Genomic DNA, 20,301 nt, shown 5'->3' with positions numbered 1-20,301 from the left:
ATCATGAGCACCCCTGAAATCTATGACGTGGTCGTCGTCGGCTCCGGCGCGGCCGGGGCCACGGCGGCGCTGCGGGCCGCCGAACAGGGTCTCTCCGTGCTCATTGTTGAGAAGACCAACAAGTACGGCGGCACCTCGGCGACCTCCGGCGGCGTGATGTGGGTCCCCAACCACGACCTGGCCGAGACCGGCGACAGCCGCGAGGAAGCGCTGAAATATCTCGACAGCGTCATCAAGGGCCCGGTCCAGCGCGACCGGATGGAGGCCTATGTCGACCAGGCGCCGGAGATGATCCGCTTCCTGAAGGCGCTGAAGTTCGACCTGATCAAGGCCGACTGGGCCGACTATTTCCCCGACGCGCCGGGCGCCCGCGCCGACCGCTCCATCATCTGCCCGACCTTCGACGGCCGCCAGTTGGACGACAAGTTCATCTTCATGCGCGAGCAGTTTTCGCGCTTCAAACTGTTCCGCCGCTATTCGATGGACCTGGTCGAAACCTTCTCGATCCTGGCCCGCTCGCCGGGTTGGATGAAGAACGTCATTCGCATCATCATCAACTACTGGCTGGACGTCGGCACGCGGAGGTTCACCGCCCGCGACCGCCGGTTCACCATCGGCGCGGCCCTGATGGGCCAGCTCTACCAGCGGATCTTCGCGCGCGGCGTCGAGGTGCGGCTCGACACCAAGCTGGAGGAGCTGATCCAGGGCAAGGGCGAGATCACCGGGGTGCGGGTCTCGAATTTCGGCCGCCGCTACGACATCGCCGCCCGCCACGGGGTGATCATCTGCTCCGGCGGCTTCGAGTGGAACCAGGAGCTGCGCGACCGCTTCTTCCCGATCCCCACCCTCACCCGCTTCACCAGCACGCCCGAGGACGCCAACCGCGGCGAAGGGCTGATCGCCGGCCTGGCGGTGGGCGCGACCACGGAACACACCGAGAGCGGCTGGTGGATCCCCACCATGAAGATGCCCTCGCCCGGCGCCTCCAACTACGAAGAGATCCACCAGGCGGCGTTCGACGTCGGCCGGCCGCACAGCGTCTGCGTCAACCGCAACGGCGTGCGCTTCGTCAACGAGGCCACCGGCTACGACCTGTTCGGCGCGGCCATGGTCGAGGACCATCTGAAGACCGGCGCCAACACGCCCTGCTGGCACGTCTTCGACGCCCTCTATCGCGACAAGTTCACCGCCGGCGGCTTCATGCCGACCGCCATCATGCCCGACTGGCGCATCCCCAAGGACTGGTGGGACCATTACATCTTCAAGGCGGACACGATCGAGGCCCTGGCGGCCAAGATCCAGGTCCCGGTCGAGGCCCTGACCCAGACCGTCCGGACGATGAACGACTACGCCCGAAGCGGGGTCGACGCCCAGTTCGGCCGCGGCGGCAACGCCTATGACGTCATGTTCGGCGACCCCACCGTCAAGCCGAACCCCTGCATCGGCCCGATCCAGAAGGGGCCCTTCTACGCCGTGCCGATCAATCTCGGCGACCTCGGCACCAAGGGCGGGCTGAAGGCCGACGCCCACGCCCGGGTGGTGGACGGCGAAGGCCGGCCGATTCCGAAGCTCTACGCCGCCGGCAACGCCGCCGGCTCGCCGTTCGGCGACTGCTACCCCGGCGCCGGCGCCACCATCGGCCCGGCCATGGTGTTCGGCTTCATCGCCGCCGACGACATCGCCGCACGCACCCGCAACCAGCCCAAGTCGGGCGGGCGGCGCGCCAAGGCGGCCGCGGCGGCGGAGTAATTTCTACCAGCCCCGTCATCCCGGCCGAAGCGCAGCGTAGAGCCGGGACCCAGGGCGGTGCGCACCGCCCTGGGTCCCGGCTCGGCCTTGCAGGCCGTCCGGGATGACGAGGATTATTTGGCTTCCACGATCCCCGGCAGCAACGGCAGGTCCGGGTTGCGGCCGCCGCCGAAGTCCTTGTTCATGTAGTAGGGGTAGCGCAGGGGCCGCGCGCTCGCCTCGTCGAGCCGGGCGATTTCGCCGTCGCTGAGCGACCAGGTGGCCGCCGCCAGATTGTCGGCCAGCTGGTCGTTGGTGCGCGCGCCGACGATGATCGAGCTGACCCCGGCCTTGCGCGCCACCCAGTTCAGCGCGACCTGGCTGGCGGTCGCTCCAGCGCGTCCCTTGGCGATCTCCAAGAGCAGGTCGACCACCCGCCGGCCGCGCTCGTCGTCCATGGCGTGGAGCCGCTGGCCGTTCGTCAGGCGAGCCTTGCCGCCGTCTGCATTCCTGAACTTGCCCGAGAGATAGCCCGAGGCCAGCGGGCTCCAGATCAGCGCGCCGACCCCTTCGTGGACGCCCAGCGGCAGCAGCTCGGCCTCGCAGTCGCGGTCGAGCACCGAATACTGGATCTGCTGGCTGATGTAGCGGTTGAGGCCCAGGCGCTCGGAGGTCGCCAGCGCCTTCATCTTGGTCCAGCCGGAGTGGTTGGACGAGCCGATATAGCGGACCTTGCCGGCGCGCACGAGGTCGTCGAGCGCCCGCAGCGTCTCCTCGGCTGGGGTCAGCAGGTCCTGGTTGTGGATCTGGTAGAGGTCGATGTAGTCGGTCTTCAGCCGCTTGAGGCTGGCCTCGCAGGCCTCGACGATGTGCAGCCGGCTGGCGCCGTGGTCGTTCACGCCCTCGCCCATCTTGCCGAAGAACTTGGTGGCGATCAGCACCTGCTTGCGGCGCTCGCCCAAGGCCTCGGCCAGCACCGCTTCCGACTGCCCGGCCGAATACATGTCGGCGGTGTCGAACAGGTTCACGCCCGCATCCAGGCACATGTCGATCTGGCGCTTGGCGTCAGAGCCCTTGGTGTCGCCGATGCCGGCGAACATCCCGGCCCCGCCGAAGGTCATGGCCCCGAAGCTGAAGACGGAGACCTTCAGGCCGCTTCGGCCCAGCAGACGATATTCCATGATGCGTTTCCCTCACCTGTTCTTGTCGACGATGGCGACTATAGGCGACCTCTGGCGCGCCGGCCGCACATGACCTAGCTGAACGTCATGGAAATCGAGATCGCGGCTGAGGCCAAGGACAAGCGCCTCAACCAGGCCGTGGCCATCACCGTGGTCGTCCTCTCTGTCTTCATGGGCCTGGCCCAGGTGAAGGACGGCAACATCGTTCAGGGCATGCAGCAGGCCCAGGCCGACGCCGTTGACCGCTGGGGCGAGTATCAGGCCACCAAGACCAAGCTGCATATCGACGAGACCGCGCTGGCCCAGCTGAACCTGCTTTCCGCCGCCGCTACGCCGGCCGCGGCCGTCGAGCGCGCCCGGCTGACGGGCGAAATCGCCAAGTACGACAAGGAAATCCCCGCGCTCCGGACCCAGGCGGAAGGCTTCCAGGCCCAGTACGATGCGCTGAACGTGCACGACGACCAGTTCGACGCCTCCGACGCCCTGATCTCCATCGCCATCTCGATCTCGGCCGTGGCGGCGCTGGCGGAGAGCGCAGGCACGCTCTACGCCGCCTGGCTATTCGGGGCCGGCGGGATCGTCATGGGCCTGGCGGGCTTCTTGGGCTGGGCGCTGCACTCGCCGCTGGCGCAGTTTTTGAGCTGACCCAGGCTCACAGTTCGACAGACATGCCGTCGCGCCATTGGCGCATCACCAGATAGCGGCCATGCAGGGCGCCGCGGTCGTGGACGCCGAAGCCCAGCAGGGTTCCCTCATGACCTTCGGCGGCGGCAAGCCATTTCACCTGTTCGAGCCCCTCTCGAACGCCATCGCGCGTACGTTCCGGTGCGCGGGCCAGCCCCTCGGCGACCAGGCGGCCAAGGTCGTAGCCCTTGGCGGCGGCGAGCGCCGCGGCGGGCGAGACGCCCAGCCGCTCGCGCAGGGCCGCGAGCGTGCGGTTGCCGTCTGAATGCATGTCGACATAGGCCCAGCCGTCGATGACCTGGGCGAAGTCGGCCCAGTAGCCTCGCAGGCCGGCGGTGTTCATCGCTCGCGGCCCGTGCCAGCCGCGCGCCGTCAGGGCGCGGGCGACTGCGGGGGCTGCGAGACCCAGGCCCAGGTAGAGGATGGCGTCCGGGCGGGCGTCGAGCAACTCGTCGACCTCGGCGGTCGCCTCCTCGGCGAGCGGCGCGAGCCCGCTGATCGCGACGATCCGCAATCCCAGGATCTCCGCTTCGGACTGCAGGAATTGCAGATGCTTGCGGCCGATCGGCGAACGATCGCAGGCCACGCCCACCCGCTTGAGGCCAAGAGCGGCCAGGTAGCGGGCCAACACGATCGACTCGTCCTCATGGGAGCCCACCTGCAGGTGGAACATGTAGTCACCGCGGGCCCGCTCGGCGCCCGCCCAGTTCAGCGTCGGCGTGCGATGCCGCTCGGCGAGCGGCGTGGCGACCAGGGCGTTGTCGCCGATCGCCGGCCCGACGATCAGCAGCACGTCCTGCTGGGCGAGATCCGCATAGGCTCGTTCCACCGCAGCGGCCGTCCCGCCCGGCAGGCCGAGACCCCAGGCGTGGACGAACTCCACCTCACGATCGAGCCGACCGGCGGCCGCCAGATCGTCGACACAGAGCCGCAGCCACCGCTCGACATCGCCCGGCCCGGGCGGGCCGTCCGACATGTCATTGAGCACGCCCACCTTCAGCGGAGCCTCCATCGTCTTCCCCAGGGCAAATCGCCGCCCGGAGACGGGAAGCCTCCAGGCGGCAGCTCGATCCTACTTCCGGTAGCCGATGGTCTTGGTCTCGAGATATTCCTCGATGCCTTCGACGCCCCAGGCGCGGCCGATGCCGCTCTGCTTGTAGCCGCCGAACGGCAGGTCGCCGTTGATCGGCGCGCCGCCGTTGACGCTGATCGTGCCGGTGCGGATGCGATTGGCGACCTTCATCGCCCGATCGAGATCCGCGGAGACCACGCCGCCCGACAGACCATAGACGCTGTCGTTGGCGATGCGGATGGCGTCCTCGTCGTCCTCGAACGGAATGACCACCAGCACCGGGCCGAAGATCTCTTCCTGGGCGATGCGCATGTCGTTGGTCACGTCGACGAAACAGGTCGGCTCGATGAACCAGCCGGAGCCCTTGTCGGGCCGCAGATGGCCGCCGGCGATCAGCCGCGCGCCTTCCTGGACGCCGATGTCGATGTAAGCCTTCACCCGGTCCATCTGCTTCTTCGAGATCACCGGACCCATCGGGCAGGCGGGATCGTCGAAATGGCCCCACTTGTCCTCGAAGGCGGCGTAGGTCGCCGTCAGGATCGCGACCGCCTCGTCGTAGCGGCTCTTGGGCACCAGCAGGCGCGACTGCACGGCGCAGCCCTGGCCGGCGTGGAACACCAGGATCGACTGGGCGACCTCCATCTGGAAGTTCGGCGCGTCCTCCAGCACGATCTTCACCGACTTGCCGCCCAGTTCCAGGAAGACCCGGGTCATGGTCTCCGCGCCCTGGCGCATGATGTGTTTGCCGATCGCGGTGGAGCCGGTGAAGGTGATCAGGTCGACGCGCGGATCGGTCACCAGCAACTCGCCGGCCTCGGCAGGATCGGAGGCGGTGATGACGTTGAGCACGCCGGCCGGGAAGCCGGCCTCGGCGGCCAGTTCGCCGAAGATCGAACCCGACAGCGGAGTGTCGGGCGCGGGCTTCAGGATGACGGTGCAGCCCGCCAGCAGGGCCGAGACGACCTTCTCGACGTTCACATAGATCGGGAAGTTCCACGGGGTGATCGCGCCCACCACGCCCACGGCCTCATGGACGCTCTTGCGATAGGTGGTGAAGCCGTAGGTCTCCTTGGTCCCGCGATCCTTCTCCCATTGGACCTCGGGGAAGACGTCCATCAGGTCCTTCCAGCTGTCGAGCGCCAGGTCGACCTGGGCGCGGTTGACGGCCACCCAGGCCGCGCCGACCTCGTGCCGGGCGATGTCGACCAGCCGGTCGCGATTGGCGACGAACAGGCCGTAGAGCTTCTGCACCAGCTCGAGGCGCTTGGCGTGATTGGTTGACCAGTCGGTGGTGTCGAAAGCCCGGCGGGCGGCGGCGATCGCCGCCTCGACGTCGGCGGCCGAGGCGTCGGCGGCGACGCCGACGACGTCGCCGGTCCACGGGCCGATGTTGTCATAGAGCCTGTCGCCGGCCGCGCGTCGCACGACGCCATCGACATAGAGCTTGGCTTCCGGAAGCACTGCCATGGGGTCTCTCCTCCAATCCGCTTTTTTGCGAGAGTAGGCCTTCCTGGCGGGCAAGCTGGAGGCGCCGCATTCAAACACCGCCCCGACGATGCCCGCGAGGGGGCGTCGCGGCGGATGCGATAAGCCCCGGGCCCCGCCGGAGAGGGCCCTTCCCGCCTACAGCAGGTTGACGCCGACCTTGCCGAAGAACCGGCCGCTTTCCAGGTGACGCAGGGCGTCGGCCAGGTGGTTCAGGTCGTAGACCACGTCGACGATCGGCCGGATGGCGTGCTTGGCCGCGAAGGCGGTCATCGCCTGGTGCTCCTCGCGATTGCCGACCGACACCGGCACGATGGTCTGGCCGATCTCCTTGCCCCAGCTGAACGCGCCGTCCAGCATGCCGATGGCGGCGATGATCCCGCCGTCGTTGAGCACGCTGGCCGAGGCCTCGAGCTGGTGCGTGCCGGCCACGTCGACGACGATGTCGACGCCCTTCCCGCCCGACTGCTCGCGCGCCGCCTTCGCCCAGTCCGGCGTGGTCCGATAGTTGACCGTCACGTCGGCGCCGAGCGCGCGGGCCCGATGCAGCTTGGCGTCCGAGGAAGAGGTGACCACCACCTCCGCGCCGGCCGCCTTGGCCCACTGCAGGGCGGCCAGGGAGACGCCGCCGGTGCCTTGCACCAGCACCCGCTCGCCGGCCTGGATCGGCCTGGCGCCGAACACCGCCGTCCAGGCGGTCAGCCCCGCGCAGGGCAGGGTCGCCGCCTCCAGGTCGCCCAGCTCGTCGGGCGTCAGGCAGAGGCTGTCGGCGCGGAAGACGGCGTGGGTGCGCGCCACCCCGTCAGCCGAGCCCCCCAGCATGTCCGGAGAGTGGCGCGCGCCGGGCTCGATCCCCTGGAAGAATTGCGGATTGACCCGGTCGCCCGGCTTGAGGTCGCTGACGCCCGCGCCCACGGCGATCACCTCGCCGGTGGCGCAGGACAGCGGCACATACTCCGGCTCCTTGGCGAGGCCGGGCAGCATCCCCTTGATGAACAACAGGTCGCGGAAATTCAGCGTCGCCGCCCTCAGCCTCACCAGGGCCTCGCCGGGCCCCGGGTTCGGGATGGCCGCCTCGCGAAACTCGAGCGCCTCGATCCCCTTGCCGCCCTGGGCGAACGCGGACTTCATCAGCATTGGCATCTTCCCTGGTTTCCTGAATGACCGGCCCGCCCGTTAGGCGACAAGCTGGCCGTATAGCGCCCGGACCGCCTTCTTGTCGGGCTTGCCGACCGGCGTTTGCGGGATGGAGTCTACGAACTCGACGGCCTTTGGGGCCTGGAACGAACCCTTGCGGGCGGCGACGCTGGCGATCAACTCCTCAGGAGTCGCCGTCTGGCCGGCGCGCAGCACGATCACCGCCTTGACCGCCTCGCCCCACTTCGGATGCGGCGCGCCGATGACCACGGCCTGGGCCACCGCCGGATGCTCGGCGAGGATATCCTCGATCTCGCGCGGATAGACGTTGAAGCCGCCGGTGATGATCATGTCCTTGGTCCGGTCGACGATGCGCAGGAAGCCGTCCGGATCGCGCACCGCCACGTCGCCGGTGTGGTGCCAACCGCCGGCCCAGGTCTCGGCCGTCAGTTCCGGATTGTCGCGATAGCCGTCGAACACCAGCGGCCCGCGCACGCAGATCTCGCCCGGCTCGCCGTCCGCCACCGGCTGGTTCTCGTGGTCCAGCAAGGCCACGTGAATCCACGGCGTCGGCCGCCCGCAGCTCGCCAGCCGGCGCAGGTCGTTCACGTCGTGATCGCGCTTGCGCATATAGGTGATGACCATCGGGACCTCTGCCTGGCCATAGTACTGGGCGAAGACCGGACCGATCCGTTCGATCGCCTCCTTGAGCCGCGCCGGCGACATCGCCGAGGCGCCGTAGAAGACGGTCTCCAGGCTTGAGAGGTCGAACTCGTCGAAGCGCGGGTGGTCGAGCAGGGCGTAGATCATCGTCGGCACCACCAGCATGCAGTTGATCCGGTGATCCTGGATCGCCTGCATCACCGCGGCCGGCTCGAACCCCGGCAGGACCATCAGCGTGCCGCCCTTCAGCAGCGTCGGCAGGGCCATGGCCGCGCCGGCGTGGCTGAGCGGCGCGCAGGACAGCACCCTGGGCGGGCTCGGCCATTCCCATTCGGCCATCATCAGCTGGAGGGTGGTCTGGCTGACGCGCTGGGTGGTGGTCAGGCTCTTGGGCTTGCCGGTGGTGCCGCCGGAATAGCCCAGGCGGGTGATGTCGGACGCCTCGACCCGCGGCGCGACCAGGGGCTGGGGCGTGAAGCCGGCAGCGATCTTGCAGAGGTCGTCGGCCAGGGGCGTGTCGCCGAAGGCCACGAGCCGCAGACCGGGGACGCGCTCGGCCAGCTCGGCGGCGCGCGCGGCGTAGCGGTCCGCGTCGAAGATCAGGATCTCGACGCCGGCGTCCTGGATGACATGCAGATGGTCGCCGATCCCGGCCAGCGGGTGCATCGGCATGTAGACCGCCGCCAGCATCTGCACGGCGTGGCTGACGTGCAGCACCTCGGGCCGGTTGGCGGAGAGCAGGCCCACCCGTGCGCCGCGCTTGATCCCCAGGCTCGCCAGGGCCTGCATGTACTGGCTGGTGGCGTCGCGCACCTCGGCGACGGTGAGCGTCGGCCCGTCCAGCAGGTGCAGCAGCGGCTGGCTGGAGCCCTGGTTGAGCGCGTTGGCCAGGAGGTCGCTGACGTAGAGGGGACGGTGCAGGTCGTCGACGGCGCTCATCGCTGGATCCTCATATCGTGCCGCCCGGACTATAGGCGCAGCGCTTCAAAGCTGACGACATCGCCCTGCCGGCGCAGTCGGCCCGCGTGCGGGAACGGCAGGTGGGCAGGGATGATCAGCGCGTCCCGCTCCAGGGCCTGGGCGACGAGCCGTCGCCGCGTCTCGATCGCCTGGTCGAGGTCGTCGCAGTCGCCGAACTGGATCTCGGGACGGATGAGCTGCAACGGATGGTGCAGGACGTCGCCGGCGAAATAGCCCTCCTCGTCCTGCGAGGCGACGTGCAGCATCGCATGGCCCAGGGTGTGGCCTTGGGCCGGCTGGATTTCGAGGCTGGGCGACACCCGGTGGCGATCCATCACCAGGTCGGCCAGGCCCGCCTCGACGACCGGCAGGATGCTGCGCTCGTAGACGCCCTCGTTGTAGTCGACCGCCTTGTAGTCAGCCCCGTTCGGGTTCCAGCGCTCGTATTCCCGACGCACGAACAGATAGCGCGCGTTCGGGAAGGTCGGCACGTAGCGGCCGCCGCGCAGCTGGGTGTTCCAGCCGCAATGGTCGTGATGCATGTGGGTGCAGAAGACGTGAGTGACGTCCTCGGGCCTGACGCCGGTCTCGCAGAAGCGCTCGATGAACGGCGTGTCGAGCCCGTCGAACGGCGGCATCGGATGCGGCCGGCCGTTGCCGGTGCAGGGGTCGACCACCACCACCTTGCCGTCCACCTGCAGGATCCAGCTCCGGAAGTTGAGGCTCCAGGTGTCGCCGTCTTCAAGAAAGTGGGGCTCCATCCAGCTGCGGTTGGCTTCGATCAAGGCCGGGTCCGCGCCCAGCCAGGCGATCGGCCGCCCCGTCAGCGTCATTTCCAGCGCGGAGCGGATCTCGGCCTTCCCGAGCTTGATCGTCGCCGCAGGCACATCGGACGACAGAGGGCTGGGTCCCATGAGCTTCCTCCGCGCGCCGGGTCGGCGCCTCCCGCCACCCACTGGCGCGAAGTTATCCATGGATAACTTCGCGCTTGTCCAGCCCCCAAGGCGACGGTACTCGATAGCCATGGACCTCGCCGCCCAGCCGAAGCAGCGCAATGCGCCCCGGACCAAGGCCTGCATACTGAAGGCCGCCCAGACGGCGTTCGCGCGCGGGGGTTATTCGCAGACCGGCATCCGCGACATCGCCGACATGATCGGCGTCTCCTCGACCATCCTGCTCCGCTATTTCGGCACCAAGGCGGGCTTGTTCGAGGCGGCCTTGCTCGACCTGATGGACATCGAGAAGATGATCCCGAAGGACCGCGCCCAGTTCGGCCGCCAGATCGCCGACCTGTTGCTGCATCCGGCCCTCAACATCAGTCCGCACGCCATGATCACCCTGGCGACCGGTGACGCCGAGGCTCGCGAAATCGCTGTTCGCGCGCTTCGCGAGCGCGCGCTCACGCCCCTGGCCGAGTGGCTCGGCCCGCCGAATGCGGAGGCCCGCGCCCTGCAGGTCATCAGCCTCTGCACCGGCTTCGTGCTCTATACCTACCAGCTCACCGTCATCCCGGATCGCGACGGCGCAGATCCGAAGATGGTCGAATGGCTGGTGAACAGCCTCCAGGCCGTCGCCGACGCATAGACACGGAGCTTCAGATGGCCAGGTTCGAGGACTACAAGGACCGCTTCAAATATGTCCGCCTGGAGCGACAGGACGGCATCCTGGAAGTCACCATCCACCGCGATGGCGGCTCGGCCCTGTGGGAGGCCGGCGAAGGCGGGATTCACGACCAGCTCGGCGAAGCCTTCTACCTGATCGGCCGCGACCGCAAGACCAAGGTGATGATCCTCACCGGCGCGGGCGAGAGCTTCTGCGAGGGGATGGACCAGAGCGGCCCCAGAGCCGAGATGGGTCCCGACTTCTGGGACCGCATCCTGAAGGAGGGCAAGGACCTGCTGACCAACCTGCTGGAGATCGACGTTCCGATCATCGGCGCGGTCAACGGAAACGCCTATATCCATGCCGAGCTGGTCGCGCTCTCCGACATCGTCATCGCCGCCGACGACGCGCGGTTCGCCGACAAGACCCACGCCATCTACGGCGTCACGCCCAGCGACGGCGTCCATGTGGTCTGGCCGATGCTGCTGGGCCCCAACCGCGGCCGCCACTTCCTGCTCACCGGCGCCGAGATCGATGCGGCCGAGGCGCAGCGACTGGGTGTCGTGGCCGAGGTGGTTCCCAAGGCCCAGCTTCGCGAACGGGCCTGGGCGGTGGCCCGCGACCTCGCCAAGAAGCCGCAGCTGATGCTGCGCTACACCCGGCTGTCCACGACCCTGGAGCTCAAGCGCCGGCTTCTCAGCGACCTGGGCTACGGCCTGGCGCTCGAGGGCCTGGCCGCCATGCCCTCGCCGAAGCAGACTTGAAAGCCGGATAGACGCCCGGACGAGCCGGGCGCCCCGGAGCCTTAGTTGGCTGCGATCTGCGACGAGGTCAGCGACTTCCGAAGACGTTCGACGAAGGCTTTTATGTTCTCCTTCATCGCCGCTTCATTCGCCAGCTTTAGGCGCTGAACGCCGACCAGAGCATCCCCGAACTTGGCCGTTCCGGTAGCAGCGACGGTGTCGTCGAAAATCACCTTCTGATCACTGGTGGATTTCGCGGAGTAGCGGACCTTGGAGGTCACCGACATATCCAGTCCGGCGAGGGGGCGATCGAGCGCCTGCAGATTTGCAGTGATCTCGGCCTTTGCTTTGGCAGGATCGTCGGAGAGAAGGCCGAGGGATTGCAATGAGCTTTCCAGAGCTTTCTGGAAATCCTCGCTGGAGACTGACGACATCCAAAGGGGATTTGTCTTGCTACCACCGTCCACGTGGACGACCCGGAAGGCCTTGTAGCCCGGTTCCGCCTGGGTGACCGGCGCTCCAGCCGTATTGGTGAAGGCCATGCTGTCTGGCCGTGCTCCAGAGGCGCACGCTGTGAGCGTCGCCGCGGCCAGCACCATCACCAAGCCCGTCGCCATGCGACGGCCAGCCATTCGAAAAGACATTGAGCTACCCCCAATATGCGCGCGACCCGTCGTGCGCAAACCCCGAGCTCCGCCTCGCTAGACAGAGTCATCTTGAGCAACTTAAGGATGCACACTCCTTATGGTCAAGGTTGTTTAGGGGACGGGCGGTTGAAGCGGATCTTGGTGGTGATGGTTGGTGCGGCGGCTCTGTCAGGATGCGCGACGATAACCCGGGGGACCACCGAACCCTGGTCCATCAGTACGACGCCCTCCGGGGCCTCTGTGCGCACCAGCACCGCCTTTGCGTGTGACGCGACGCCCTGCACCTTTCAAATGCCACGCAAATCCGAATTCGACGTGACCGTCACCAAGGCTGGATACAAGACCTGGCAGGGGCACGTGTCCCGCCATGTCGCCGGAGGGGGCGGAGCAGGGTTCGCCGGCAATGTTCTGATCGGAGGCCTGATCGGTGCAGGCGTTGACGCCGCCTCGGGCGCGATGATGGACCTCACGCCCAATCCGATGAACGTCGTCCTGGAGCAATCGGCGGCGGTCGTCACCGCTTCGAACCCGTCAGCAGCGCCAGCGCACGAGGCCATTTCCGCCAACTAGATGTCTGGTTCCGGCGTTGTGGCGGGCTCTGCCGAGCTGAATGCGCACGCCGGGAGGTGCTTCCCCGGCGCCGCCGGGAAAGCGCCTCGCCGGTCTCAGGCGGCCGCCAGATTGGCGTTCGCGAAATCCCAGTTCAGCAGGTGGTCCAGGAAGGTCTGGACGTAGTCCGGACGCCTGTTCTGGTAGTCGAGGTAGTAGGCGTGCTCCCACACGTCGATCGTCAGCAGCGGCGTCTGGCCATACGCGATCGGCGTGTCCGCATTGCCGGTCTTGACGATCTTGAGGCCGCCCGCGTCCAGGATCAGCCAGGCCCAGCCGGCGCCGAACTGCCCGACGGCGGCGGCCTTGAAGGCCTCCGCGAAGCCGGCGTAGCCGCCGAACGCGGTCTCGATCAGGGCGGCGATCGCCCCCGTCGGAGCCCCGCCGCCGGCCGGCTTCATCGAATTCCAGTAGAAGGTGTGGTTCCACACCTGCGCGGCGTTGTTGAAGATCCCAGCCTTGTCCGGAGCGCCCGCGGTGGCCTGGATGATCTCTTCCAAGCTCTTGGACGCCAGATCGGTCCCGGCGACCAATCCATTGAGATTGGTCACATAGGCCTGATGGTGCTTCCCATAGTGGAAGCCGAAGGTCTCTTCGGCGATGTAGGGCTGCAACGCGTTCGCGGCATAGGGCAGCGAGGGCAGTTCGAACGTCATGCCGTCTCCAATAGGTAAAAGGGCCGGGGCCCGAGGCCTCGGCGTTAGCGACCTGCAGCCGCGGCGCCTGTGAGCAGGCGGCGGCGGCGCCCTTAAGGACGTCCACGGCCTCACGCGTCAAGCGGAACGCGGCTCATCCTCGGTAGAGTGGTGGATAGTTCTCAGCCGCGCTCCCGTCGGAGGCGAAAACACCAACTCTGTGCGCTGAGCTGAGGCGGCCGGGCCAGGGGCTGGTGCGGAGGGCGAGCCGGCAAATGCCAGCTTGGCCTGACTCGACGCCTTTCGTTATGTAGACAGGGTGCATATCGCTGGAGAGACCCTGAAGATGCTCGCTCGTCGTTCGCTCCTGGGCGCGCTGTGCGCCCTCGCCTTCGCCAGCGCCGCCGCCCCGGCGCTGGCCGCAGACACCCAGGTGGCCGTGGCCGCCAACTTCACCGAGCCGGCCAAGGAGATCGCCACGGCCTTCACCGCCGCCACCGGCCACAAGGCGCTGCTGAGCTTCGGCTCCTCCGGCCAGTTCTACGCCCAGCTGGCGCACGGCGCGCCCTACGAGGTCTTCCTCTCCGCCGACGCCGAGCGGCCGAAGAAGGCGGAACAGGAGGGCCTTGGCGTGCCGGGAACCCGTTTCACCTACGCCGTCGGCAAGCTGGTGCTCTATTCCAAGACGCCCGGACTAGCGGACCGCGGCGCCGCCTTGAAGTCCGGCGCCTTCGTCAAGCTCGCCGTGGCCGACCCGACCTCGGCGCCCTATGGCGCGGCGGCGATCCAGACGCTGCAGAAGCTGGGGGTCTATGAGGCGGTGAAGCCGAAGATCGTCACCGGCTCCTCGATCACCCAGACCTACCAGTTCGTCGCCACCGGCGCGGCCGACCTGGGCTTCGTGGCGCTGTCCCAGGTGATCGGCGAGCCTGGCGGCTCGCCCTGGCTGGTGCCCCAGGCGCACTACGCGCCCATCGACCAGCAGGCGATCCTGCTCCTCACCGGCCAGAAGAACCCTGCGGCCACGGCCTTCGTCGCCTTTCTGAAGACCCCGCAGGCGCGGGCCATCATCAAGCGCTACGGCTACGAGATCCGCTGAGCCATGGCCCAGGTCGTTTGGACAACCGCCCAGCTCGCCGGAGTCACCACCCTGCTGCTGCTGGTGCTGGCCACGCCGCTGGCCTGGTGGCTGGCGCGCGCCGGCGGCTGGTGGAAGGAGGTGGTGGCGGCCGTCGTCGCCCTCCCCCTCGTCCTGCCGCCGACGGTCCTGGGCTTCTACGTCCTGGTGGCGCTGGCGCCTGACAGCCCGCTGATGGAGCTGCTGCATCCCTTCGGCGTGCGCACGCTCGCCTTCACCTTCACCGGCCTGGTGATCGGCTCGGTGATCTACTCCCTGCCGTTCGCCGTCCAGCCGATCCGCAACGCCTTCGAGGCGATCGGCCCGCGGCCGATGGAGGTTGCCGCGACCCTGCGCGCCGGGCCGCTCGACCGCTTCTTCACCGTCACCCTGCCGCTCGCGCGGCGCGGCTTCGTCACCGCCGCCGTCCTGGTCTTCGCCCACACCATCGGCGAGTTCGGCGTGGTGCTGATGATCGGCGGCGCCATCCCCGGCAAGACCGAGGTCGTCTCGACACGGATCTACCAGCTGGTGGAGTCGCTGCAGTTCGGCGAAGCCCACCGGCTGGCCGCCGGGCTGGCGCTCAGCGCCTTCGCCGCCCTCCTCGCCCTGCTGCTGATCGACCGTCGCGCTCTGGCGAAATGGCGATGACGGGCCCGTAACGGTCCGTTTCGACGACTGACGCAGGCGTCGCCGATGCCCGACGCCCGGCACGCTGTGCGAACGCTCAGCATTTCCGTTGACGGCGGCGGCGGCGGGGCGTTATGCGCCACTGTGTATCGGACGCCAGCGACTGCGGTTCGGCGACCGGTCTATCAGTGGGGGCGAGAGCGACCTTGAAGACGCGAGCCTTGGTGACCGTCGCGGCCTGCCTGCTGTTGGCCGGGTCGGGCGTTGGATCAGCGGCCCTCGGCGGCGACGCCTCGGAAGCCAACGCCAACTGGACGAACACCGGCGGCCCGGTGGACGAGAGCGGCTTCAGCCGGCTCCGACAGATCAACAAGGCGAACATCGGCGAGCTCGGCCTGGCCTGGTCGTTGGACCTCGACGGCGAGGTGTCGCTGGAAGCGACGCCGCTGGCGGTCGACGGCGTGCTCTACTTCACCGGCAGCTATTGCGCAGTCTACGCCGTCGACGCGATCAGCGGAAAGATCCTCTGGAAGTACGACCCGAAGATCTGGCAGCGCAGCCCGGCCAAGTTCGGCTCGAACTTCGGCGTGAACCGAGGCGTCGCCTACGCCGACGGCCGCATCTTCCTGGGCGCGCTCGACGGCCATCTCACCGCCCTGAACGCCAAGACCGGCGGGGTCGAATGGGAGGTGCAGACGGTTCCGGAAACCTCGAGGCACACCATCACCGGCGCGCCGCGGGTCTTCAACGGCAAGGTGATCATCGGCAATGCCGGCGCCGACTCCAACCAGCGCGGCTTCGTCACCGCCTATGACCAGAAGACCGGCAAACAGGCCTGGCGCTTCTACACCGTGCCCGGCGCGCCGGAGCAGAACGCCGGCGACCCGATCATGGAGATGGCCGCCAAGACCTGGACCGGCGAATACTGGAAGGTCGGCGGCGGCGGCGGCACCGTCTGGAACGGCATCACCTTCGATCCGGAGCTGAACCAGATCTACCTCGGCGTCGGCAACGCCGGCCCCTACAATCCGAAGGTCCGCAACCCCGGCGGCGGCGACAACCTGTTCGTCGCCTCGATCGTGGCGCTGAACGCCGACACCGGAAAGTACGTCTGGCACTACCAGCAGAACCCGAACGAGGCCTGGGACTACAAGGCCACCGCCAACATGATCGAGACGACGCTGACCCTCGACGGGAAGCGCCGCAAGGTCCTGATGCAGAGCCCGACCAACGGCTTCTTCTATGTGATCGACCGGGTCACCGGGAAGCTGATCTCCGCGGAGAAGACCGGCAAGGTCACCTGGGCCAAGAAGATCGACCTCAAGACCGGCCGTCCCGTCGAAGAGCCGAACATCCGCTACGAGACCGGCGAGACGATCATGTGGCCGAGCATGATCGGCACGCACAATTGGCAGGCCATGTCCTTCAACCCGAAGACCGGCCTCGTCTACATCCCCTACATGCAGCTGGGCGCGCGCTACGCGACCAAGGTCAAACCCGGCGAGTTCTCCTTCGGCGGCATGACGGCCGACGGCTACAAGGCCGACGACCAGGACGGCACGGGCGCGCTGCTCGCCTGGGACCCGGTCCGGCAGAAGGCGCGCTGGAAGGTTCCGCTGGAGACCATCTGGAACGGCGGCACGCTGACGACCGGCGGCGATCTGGTGTTCCAGGGGACGGCCGACGGTTATTTCTCAGCCTATGACGCCGTCAGCGGCGCCCGGCTGTGGCGGTTCAACGCCGGCCTCGGCATCATCGCCGCCCCGATCAGCTATTCCGTCGCCGGCAAGCAGTACGTCTCGGTGCTGGTCGGCTACGGCGGCACGACGGCGGCGCTCAGCAAGTTTCTCAATGTCGGCTGGAAGTACGGCGCCCAGCCCCGCCGGTTGCTGACCTTCGCCCTCGACGGCAAGGCGAGCCCCCCCCCCTCCCCGCCGCCCGACATGGCGGTGCACGCGGTCGACGATCCGTCGCTCACGCTGAACGAGGCGGACGTCAAGCAGGGGCGCGGACTCTCGATGTTCTGCATCGCCTGTCACGGCGTGGGCCTGAAGGCGGCGGGTTCGCCGGCGCCGGACCTGCGGGAGTCGCAGATTGCGCTGAGCCAGGAGAGCCTCTGGGCGGTGGTCCATGACGGCGCCCTGCAGGACCGCGGCATGCCGAAGTTCGACATGCTGACCCGCGACCAGGTCAACAAGCTGCACGCCTACATCCGCGCCACCGCCCGCGAATCCCTCGGCCTTCGCAAGCCCGAGGGCGACACCGGCGCGTCCAGCTTCTGATCCAACCGTTCGTTTCCCAGGAGAAAGTCCAAGACATGCGCGCTCTCATTCTCGCCGCCGCGCTCTGCGCATCCGCCGCGACCCTCGCCGCCCCGGCCTTCGCCCAGCCGGCGGCAGCCGCCGCGCCGGCCTATTCGACGGCCGAAACCACCATCGGCGACCTGATCGACAACCCCGCGACCCGCGCGGTGATCGACAAGCTTCTCCCGGGGGTGTCGACCGATCCGCAGGTCGACCAGGGCCGGATGATGACCTTCCGGCAGGTCCAGTCCTATGCGCCGGACAAGTTCAGCGACGAGACCCTGGCCAAGGTCGACGCCGAGCTCGCCAAGCTGCCCGCGCCGAAGAGCTAACCCCCTGCAGCCGCCGGCCCCCGCCGGCGGCTGCTCCCCCGAACGCCAGAGAGCCGCGATGTCCGCCATAAGCTTCCGGGTCAACGGCCAGCCCCAGACCGTCGACGTCGACCCATCCACGCCGCTGCTGTGGGTGCTGCGCGACCACCTCGCCCTCACGGGGACGAAGTACGGCTGCGGCGTCGCCCAGTGCGGCGCCTGCACGGTCCATCTGAACGGCCAGCCCACGCGCTCCTGCCAGGCCTTCGCCCAGGATCTCGCCGGCGCCGAGGTCGTCACCATCGAAGGTCTGGCCGCCGCCGGCGGCGAGGACCTGCAGAAGCTGTGGGTCCAGCTGAACGTGGCGCAGTGCGGCTACTGCCAGTCCGGCATGCTGATGGCGGCGCAGGCCCTCCTGAAGCAGACGAAGGCGCCGACCGACGCCGACATCGACGCCCAGATCTCCAACATCTGCCGCTGCGGAACCTACCCGCGGGTGCGCGATGCGATCCATCGCGTCGCCAAGAGCCGGCGGGCCTGACGGGGATGAACGCCATAAAGCCCGCAAGCCTCGACCGCCGCAAATTCCTGGTTTCCGCCGCCGTGGTCGCCGGGGGCTTGTCGCTGGCCCTGACGCCGGCCCGCGGACGCGCCGCGGGAGCGGGCGCCGGAGAGACCGCAGCCGAAATCTCGCCCTGGATCGTGATCGCCCCGGACGACGCCGTGATCATCCGGTCGCCGACCACGGAGATCGGCAACGGCGCGATGACCCAGGTCGCCATGAACGTCGCCGAGGAGCTGCAGTGCGACTGGTCGAAGGTGCGGGTCGAGTTCGCCTCCCCGCGCCGCGACTACCTCGAAAAGGGGGTCTATCAGGTCGGCATGCTGCCCTTCTTCAGCGGTCACGGCACGGACCCGGATCGGATGAAGCACGCCCTGCAGCTCGGGGCGAGCGCGCGCGAGCGGCTGAAGGGCGCCGCCGCGGCGCGCTGGAACGCGCCCGTCAGCGAGATCGAAGCGCAGGGCGGCGTGCTCACCCACCAGCCCACCGGCCGCAAGCTGCGCTACGGCGAGGTCGCGGCCGAAGCCGCCTCCGTCCAGCTCGCCGACGAACCGGCACTGAAGGCCCAGAGCGATTGGACCTTCCTCGGCAAGGCCTCGCCGCCCAAGCTGAACGCCCCGCAGATCGCGGACGGCGCGGCGGTCTTCGGCATCGACGTGCAGCGGCCGGGCATGGTCTACGCCGCGCTGCTGCAGTCTCCGGTGATGGGCGGCAAGCTGAAGTCGCACGACCCCAGCGCGGTCCTGAAGATGCCGGGCGTACGCGCGGTGGTGGTCGTCGATCGCTCGAAGACCAAGGGAACGCCAGTAAAGCCGAAGTCGCCGTTCGGCCTGGCGACGACCGAGACCCAGAGCGCGGTGGCGGTGATCGCCGACCACTTCTGGCAGGCCAAGACCGCGCTGGAGGCCCTGCCCGTGGAGTGGGACGACGGCCCGGGCGCAGCCTGGAAGACGTCGAACCAGATCTACGACGCCGGCCGCGCCCTGCTCGACCAGGGCGGCAAGGTCGTGCGCAAGGTCGGCGCGCCGGACTCGGTGACGTCGGAGACGACGATCGAGGCCACCTATCTGACGCCGTACTGCGACAACGCCGCCATGGAGCCGCTCAACTCGACGGTCCAGGTGGGCCCGGACAGGGTCGAGATCTGGCATCCAAGCCAGGACCAGCAGCAGGCCTTCTGGGTCGCGGTGGACGAGACGGGCATGGCGCCGGAGAACGTCTATCTGCACCAGACCCTGGTCGGCGGCGGGTTCGGCCGGCGCACCATGGCCGAGGAGCTCCGCATGGCCGTCGCCGTGGCCAAGGAATACCCGGGGCCGCCGGTGAAGGTGATCTGGACGCGCGAGGAGACCACCCGGCAGGGACGCTACCGCACCCCGGTCATCAGCCGCTTCAAGGCCAGGCTCGGCAAGGACGGCCTGCCCGAAGCGCTGCTGGCGCACGTCTGCTACGGCGGCGAGCCCTCATTGCCCTTCGGCATCTTCGACACGCCCTATGTCGGCGGCGGCGGGATCCCCAACGCCGAATTCGCCCAGAGCCGGCTCAAGACCCACGTGCTGACCGGCGCCTACCGCGCGCCCTGCTACAACTCCCACGTTTTCATGCTCGAGAGCTTCATCGACGAATGCGCCCACGCGGCCAAGGCCGATCCGGTCGAGTACCGCCTGGGCCTGCTCAAGGGCTGGGATCCCGCCTGGAGCGCCTGCCTCAAGGTCGCCGCCCAGAAGGCTGGCTGGGGCAGGCGCCTGCCCAAGGGCCAGGGGCGCGGCGTCGCCATCGCCAACTGGCCGATGGCGTCCCAGCGCAAGGGCGGCGCCACCATGTGCGCAGTGGCCCACGTAGCGGTCAGCCGCGACGGCGTCCTGCAGGTGAAGCAGATCGACTACGCCTTCGATTGCGGACGGGTCGCCAACCGCGACGCCGCACTGGCGCAGATCGAGGGCGGGATCCTGTTCGGCCTGAACACCGCTCTGAACGAGGAGATCACCATTCGCGACGGCGCCGTCGTCGAGGGCAACTATGACGAATATCCGATGCTGCGGATGGCCGACGTCCCGCCGAAGATCAACATTCACTTCGACGCCCTATCGGGCCACGACCGTTTCGCCATGATCGGCGAGGCGCCGGTCGGGCCGGTGCAGGCCGCGGTCGGCAACGCCATCTTCCAGGCGACCGGCAAGCGGTTGCGCACCACGCCCTTCCGCAAGCAAAATCTGAGTTGGTCCTGAAGTC

19 protein-coding genes and 1 pseudogene are annotated in these 20,301 nt (G+C 68.3%); 12 read left to right on the top strand and 8 right to left on the bottom strand.

All coding sequences use genetic code 11. The features are described 5' to 3' along the window. Nucleotides 1–3 precede the first annotated feature (3 nt). Together ACSQ2B_RS03265 and ACSQ2B_RS03260 are read left to right on the top strand one after the other, a co-directional pair. Nucleotides 4–1,749: an FAD-dependent oxidoreductase gene (locus tag ACSQ2B_RS03265; RefSeq protein WP_436047293.1), complete on the top strand. Its 1,746-nt coding sequence runs from the start codon at nucleotides 4–6 to the stop codon at nucleotides 1,747–1,749. 16 nt (nucleotides 1,750–1,765) lie between these two features. Continuing rightward, a pseudogene (locus ACSQ2B_RS03260) lies at nucleotides 1,766–1,857 on the top strand (hypothetical protein); the annotation flags it as partial. Nucleotides 1,858–1,862: 5 nt separating this feature from the next. Here ACSQ2B_RS03260 and ACSQ2B_RS03255 read toward each other — a convergent pair. Beyond that, a complete protein-coding gene (locus ACSQ2B_RS03255; protein WP_436047291.1) occupies nucleotides 1,863–2,909 on the bottom strand; it encodes an aldo/keto reductase in 1,047 nt (348 codons plus the stop codon). A gap of 87 nt (nucleotides 2,910–2,996) precedes the next feature. Here ACSQ2B_RS03255 and ACSQ2B_RS03250 point away from each other — a divergent pair, with 87 nt between their 5' ends. After that, nucleotides 2,997–3,554: a DUF4337 domain-containing protein gene (locus tag ACSQ2B_RS03250; protein ID WP_436047289.1), complete on the top strand. Its 558-nt coding sequence runs from the start codon at nucleotides 2,997–2,999 to the stop codon at nucleotides 3,552–3,554. A gap of 7 nt (nucleotides 3,555–3,561) precedes the next feature. Here the strand turns inward: ACSQ2B_RS03250 and ACSQ2B_RS03245 are convergent, their stop codons facing one another. From ACSQ2B_RS03245 to ACSQ2B_RS03225, 5 genes are all read right to left on the bottom strand, one after another. Continuing rightward, the gene (locus ACSQ2B_RS03245) at nucleotides 3,562–4,605 is read right to left on the bottom strand and encodes an ABC transporter substrate-binding protein (RefSeq protein ID WP_436047288.1); all 1,044 of its coding nucleotides are present in this window, start codon (nucleotides 4,603–4,605) and stop codon (nucleotides 3,562–3,564) included. Between the two features lie 60 nt (nucleotides 4,606–4,665). Next, a complete protein-coding gene (locus ACSQ2B_RS03240; RefSeq protein ID WP_436047287.1) occupies nucleotides 4,666–6,132 on the bottom strand; it encodes an aldehyde dehydrogenase family protein in 1,467 nt (488 codons plus the stop codon). A 156-nt stretch (nucleotides 6,133–6,288) separates the two neighbouring features. Beyond that, a complete protein-coding gene (locus ACSQ2B_RS03235; RefSeq protein ID WP_436047285.1) occupies nucleotides 6,289–7,287 on the bottom strand; it encodes a zinc-dependent alcohol dehydrogenase family protein in 999 nt (332 codons plus the stop codon). A gap of 39 nt (nucleotides 7,288–7,326) precedes the next feature. Then, nucleotides 7,327–8,889, bottom strand: a complete 1,563-nt coding sequence (locus ACSQ2B_RS03230) for an AMP-binding protein (protein WP_436047284.1) — start codon at nucleotides 8,887–8,889, stop codon at nucleotides 7,327–7,329. A 29-nt stretch (nucleotides 8,890–8,918) separates the two neighbouring features. Beyond that, a complete protein-coding gene (locus tag ACSQ2B_RS03225) occupies nucleotides 8,919–9,824 on the bottom strand; it encodes an MBL fold metallo-hydrolase (protein WP_436047282.1) in 906 nt (301 codons plus the stop codon). Nucleotides 9,825–9,882: 58 nt separating this feature from the next. Between ACSQ2B_RS03225 and ACSQ2B_RS03220 the strand changes: the two genes are divergently transcribed. Next, nucleotides 9,883–10,494: a TetR/AcrR family transcriptional regulator gene (locus ACSQ2B_RS03220; protein ID WP_436047280.1), complete on the top strand. Its 612-nt coding sequence runs from the start codon at nucleotides 9,883–9,885 to the stop codon at nucleotides 10,492–10,494. A gap of 14 nt (nucleotides 10,495–10,508) precedes the next feature. Further along, nucleotides 10,509–11,276, top strand: coding sequence for an enoyl-CoA hydratase/isomerase family protein (locus ACSQ2B_RS03215; RefSeq protein ID WP_436047279.1), 768 nt, complete (start codon nucleotides 10,509–10,511; stop codon nucleotides 11,274–11,276). Nucleotides 11,277–11,317: 41 nt separating this feature from the next. Here ACSQ2B_RS03215 and ACSQ2B_RS03210 read toward each other — a convergent pair whose 3' ends face one another. Further along, a complete protein-coding gene (locus tag ACSQ2B_RS03210; RefSeq protein WP_436047277.1) occupies nucleotides 11,318–11,860 on the bottom strand; it encodes a hypothetical protein in 543 nt (180 codons plus the stop codon). A gap of 282 nt (nucleotides 11,861–12,142) precedes the next feature. On the opposite strand from ACSQ2B_RS03210, the gene ACSQ2B_RS03205 reads away from it, so the two are divergent. Then, on the top strand, nucleotides 12,143–12,472 hold the full coding sequence (locus tag ACSQ2B_RS03205) for a hypothetical protein (protein ID WP_436047275.1): 330 nt from the start codon (nucleotides 12,143–12,145) through the stop codon (nucleotides 12,470–12,472). 95 nt (nucleotides 12,473–12,567) lie between these two features. Here the strand turns inward: ACSQ2B_RS03205 and ACSQ2B_RS03200 are convergent, their stop codons facing one another. Continuing rightward, nucleotides 12,568–13,167, bottom strand: a complete 600-nt coding sequence (locus ACSQ2B_RS03200; protein ID WP_436047273.1) for a superoxide dismutase — start codon at nucleotides 13,165–13,167, stop codon at nucleotides 12,568–12,570. Nucleotides 13,168–13,492: 325 nt separating this feature from the next. On the opposite strand from ACSQ2B_RS03200, the gene modA reads away from it, so the two are divergent. From modA to ACSQ2B_RS03170, 6 genes are all read left to right on the top strand, one after another. After that, complete coding sequence (gene modA / locus ACSQ2B_RS03195; protein ID WP_436047271.1) at nucleotides 13,493–14,245, top strand: molybdate ABC transporter substrate-binding protein; 753 nt, start codon at nucleotides 13,493–13,495, stop codon at nucleotides 14,243–14,245. A gap of 3 nt (nucleotides 14,246–14,248) precedes the next feature. Then, entirely contained in the window at nucleotides 14,249–14,914 is a 666-nt protein-coding gene (gene modB, locus ACSQ2B_RS03190) for a molybdate ABC transporter permease subunit (protein ID WP_436047269.1), read from the top strand. Nucleotides 14,915–15,099: 185 nt separating this feature from the next. Further along, a complete protein-coding gene (locus tag ACSQ2B_RS03185; protein ID WP_436047267.1) occupies nucleotides 15,100–17,175 on the top strand; it encodes a PQQ-dependent dehydrogenase, methanol/ethanol family in 2,076 nt (691 codons plus the stop codon). 35 nt (nucleotides 17,176–17,210) lie between these two features. After that, on the top strand, nucleotides 17,211–17,528 hold the full coding sequence (locus tag ACSQ2B_RS03180) for a hypothetical protein (protein WP_436047265.1): 318 nt from the start codon (nucleotides 17,211–17,213) through the stop codon (nucleotides 17,526–17,528). 58 nt (nucleotides 17,529–17,586) lie between these two features. Continuing rightward, a complete protein-coding gene (locus tag ACSQ2B_RS03175; RefSeq protein ID WP_436047264.1) occupies nucleotides 17,587–18,048 on the top strand; it encodes a (2Fe-2S)-binding protein in 462 nt (153 codons plus the stop codon). Nucleotides 18,049–18,053: 5 nt separating this feature from the next. Continuing rightward, the gene (locus ACSQ2B_RS03170; RefSeq protein WP_436047262.1) at nucleotides 18,054–20,297 is read left to right on the top strand and encodes a molybdopterin cofactor-binding domain-containing protein; all 2,244 of its coding nucleotides are present in this window, start codon (nucleotides 18,054–18,056) and stop codon (nucleotides 20,295–20,297) included. The last annotated feature ends 4 nt before the right edge of the window (nucleotides 20,298–20,301 follow it).

Origin of the sequence: Phenylobacterium sp. LjRoot225, assembly GCF_964252855.1 — a bacterium.
Classification (GTDB): Bacteria; Pseudomonadota; Alphaproteobacteria; order Caulobacterales; family Caulobacteraceae; genus Phenylobacterium.
The sequence above is the reverse complement of the archived record's forward strand: the minus strand, read 5'-3'. Positions and strand labels throughout refer to the sequence as shown.

Bases quoted from the DNA above. Each gene is read 5' to 3' on its own strand.
- ACSQ2B_RS03265 (WP_436047293.1), top strand. From the start codon at position 4: ATGAGCACCCCTGAAATCTATGACGTGGTCGTCGTCGGCTCCGGCGCG.
- ACSQ2B_RS03255 (WP_436047291.1), bottom strand. From the start codon at position 2,909: ATGGAATATCGTCTGCTGGGCCGAAGCGGCCTGAAGGTCTCCGTCTTC.
- ACSQ2B_RS03250 (WP_436047289.1), top strand. From the start codon at position 2,997: ATGGAAATCGAGATCGCGGCTGAGGCCAAGGACAAGCGCCTCAACCAG.
- ACSQ2B_RS03245 (WP_436047288.1), bottom strand. From the start codon at position 4,605: ATGGAGGCTCCGCTGAAGGTGGGCGTGCTCAATGACATGTCGGACGGC.
- ACSQ2B_RS03240 (WP_436047287.1), bottom strand. From the start codon at position 6,132: ATGGCAGTGCTTCCGGAAGCCAAGCTCTATGTCGATGGCGTCGTGCGA.
- ACSQ2B_RS03235 (WP_436047285.1), bottom strand. From the start codon at position 7,287: ATGCTGATGAAGTCCGCGTTCGCCCAGGGCGGCAAGGGGATCGAGGCG.
- ACSQ2B_RS03230 (WP_436047284.1), bottom strand. From the start codon at position 8,889: ATGAGCGCCGTCGACGACCTGCACCGTCCCCTCTACGTCAGCGACCTC.
- ACSQ2B_RS03225 (WP_436047282.1), bottom strand. From the start codon at position 9,824: ATGGGACCCAGCCCTCTGTCGTCCGATGTGCCTGCGGCGACGATCAAG.
- ACSQ2B_RS03220 (WP_436047280.1), top strand. From the start codon at position 9,883: ATGGATAACTTCGCGCTTGTCCAGCCCCCAAGGCGACGGTACTCGATA.
- ACSQ2B_RS03215 (WP_436047279.1), top strand. From the start codon at position 10,509: ATGGCCAGGTTCGAGGACTACAAGGACCGCTTCAAATATGTCCGCCTG.
- ACSQ2B_RS03200 (WP_436047273.1), bottom strand. From the start codon at position 13,167: ATGACGTTCGAACTGCCCTCGCTGCCCTATGCCGCGAACGCGTTGCAG.
- modA (WP_436047271.1), top strand. From the start codon at position 13,493: ATGCTCGCTCGTCGTTCGCTCCTGGGCGCGCTGTGCGCCCTCGCCTTC.
- modB (WP_436047269.1), top strand. From the start codon at position 14,249: ATGGCCCAGGTCGTTTGGACAACCGCCCAGCTCGCCGGAGTCACCACC.
- ACSQ2B_RS03180 (WP_436047265.1), top strand. From the start codon at position 17,211: ATGCGCGCTCTCATTCTCGCCGCCGCGCTCTGCGCATCCGCCGCGACC.
- ACSQ2B_RS03175 (WP_436047264.1), top strand. From the start codon at position 17,587: ATGTCCGCCATAAGCTTCCGGGTCAACGGCCAGCCCCAGACCGTCGAC.
- ACSQ2B_RS03170 (WP_436047262.1), top strand. From the start codon at position 18,054: ATGAACGCCATAAAGCCCGCAAGCCTCGACCGCCGCAAATTCCTGGTT.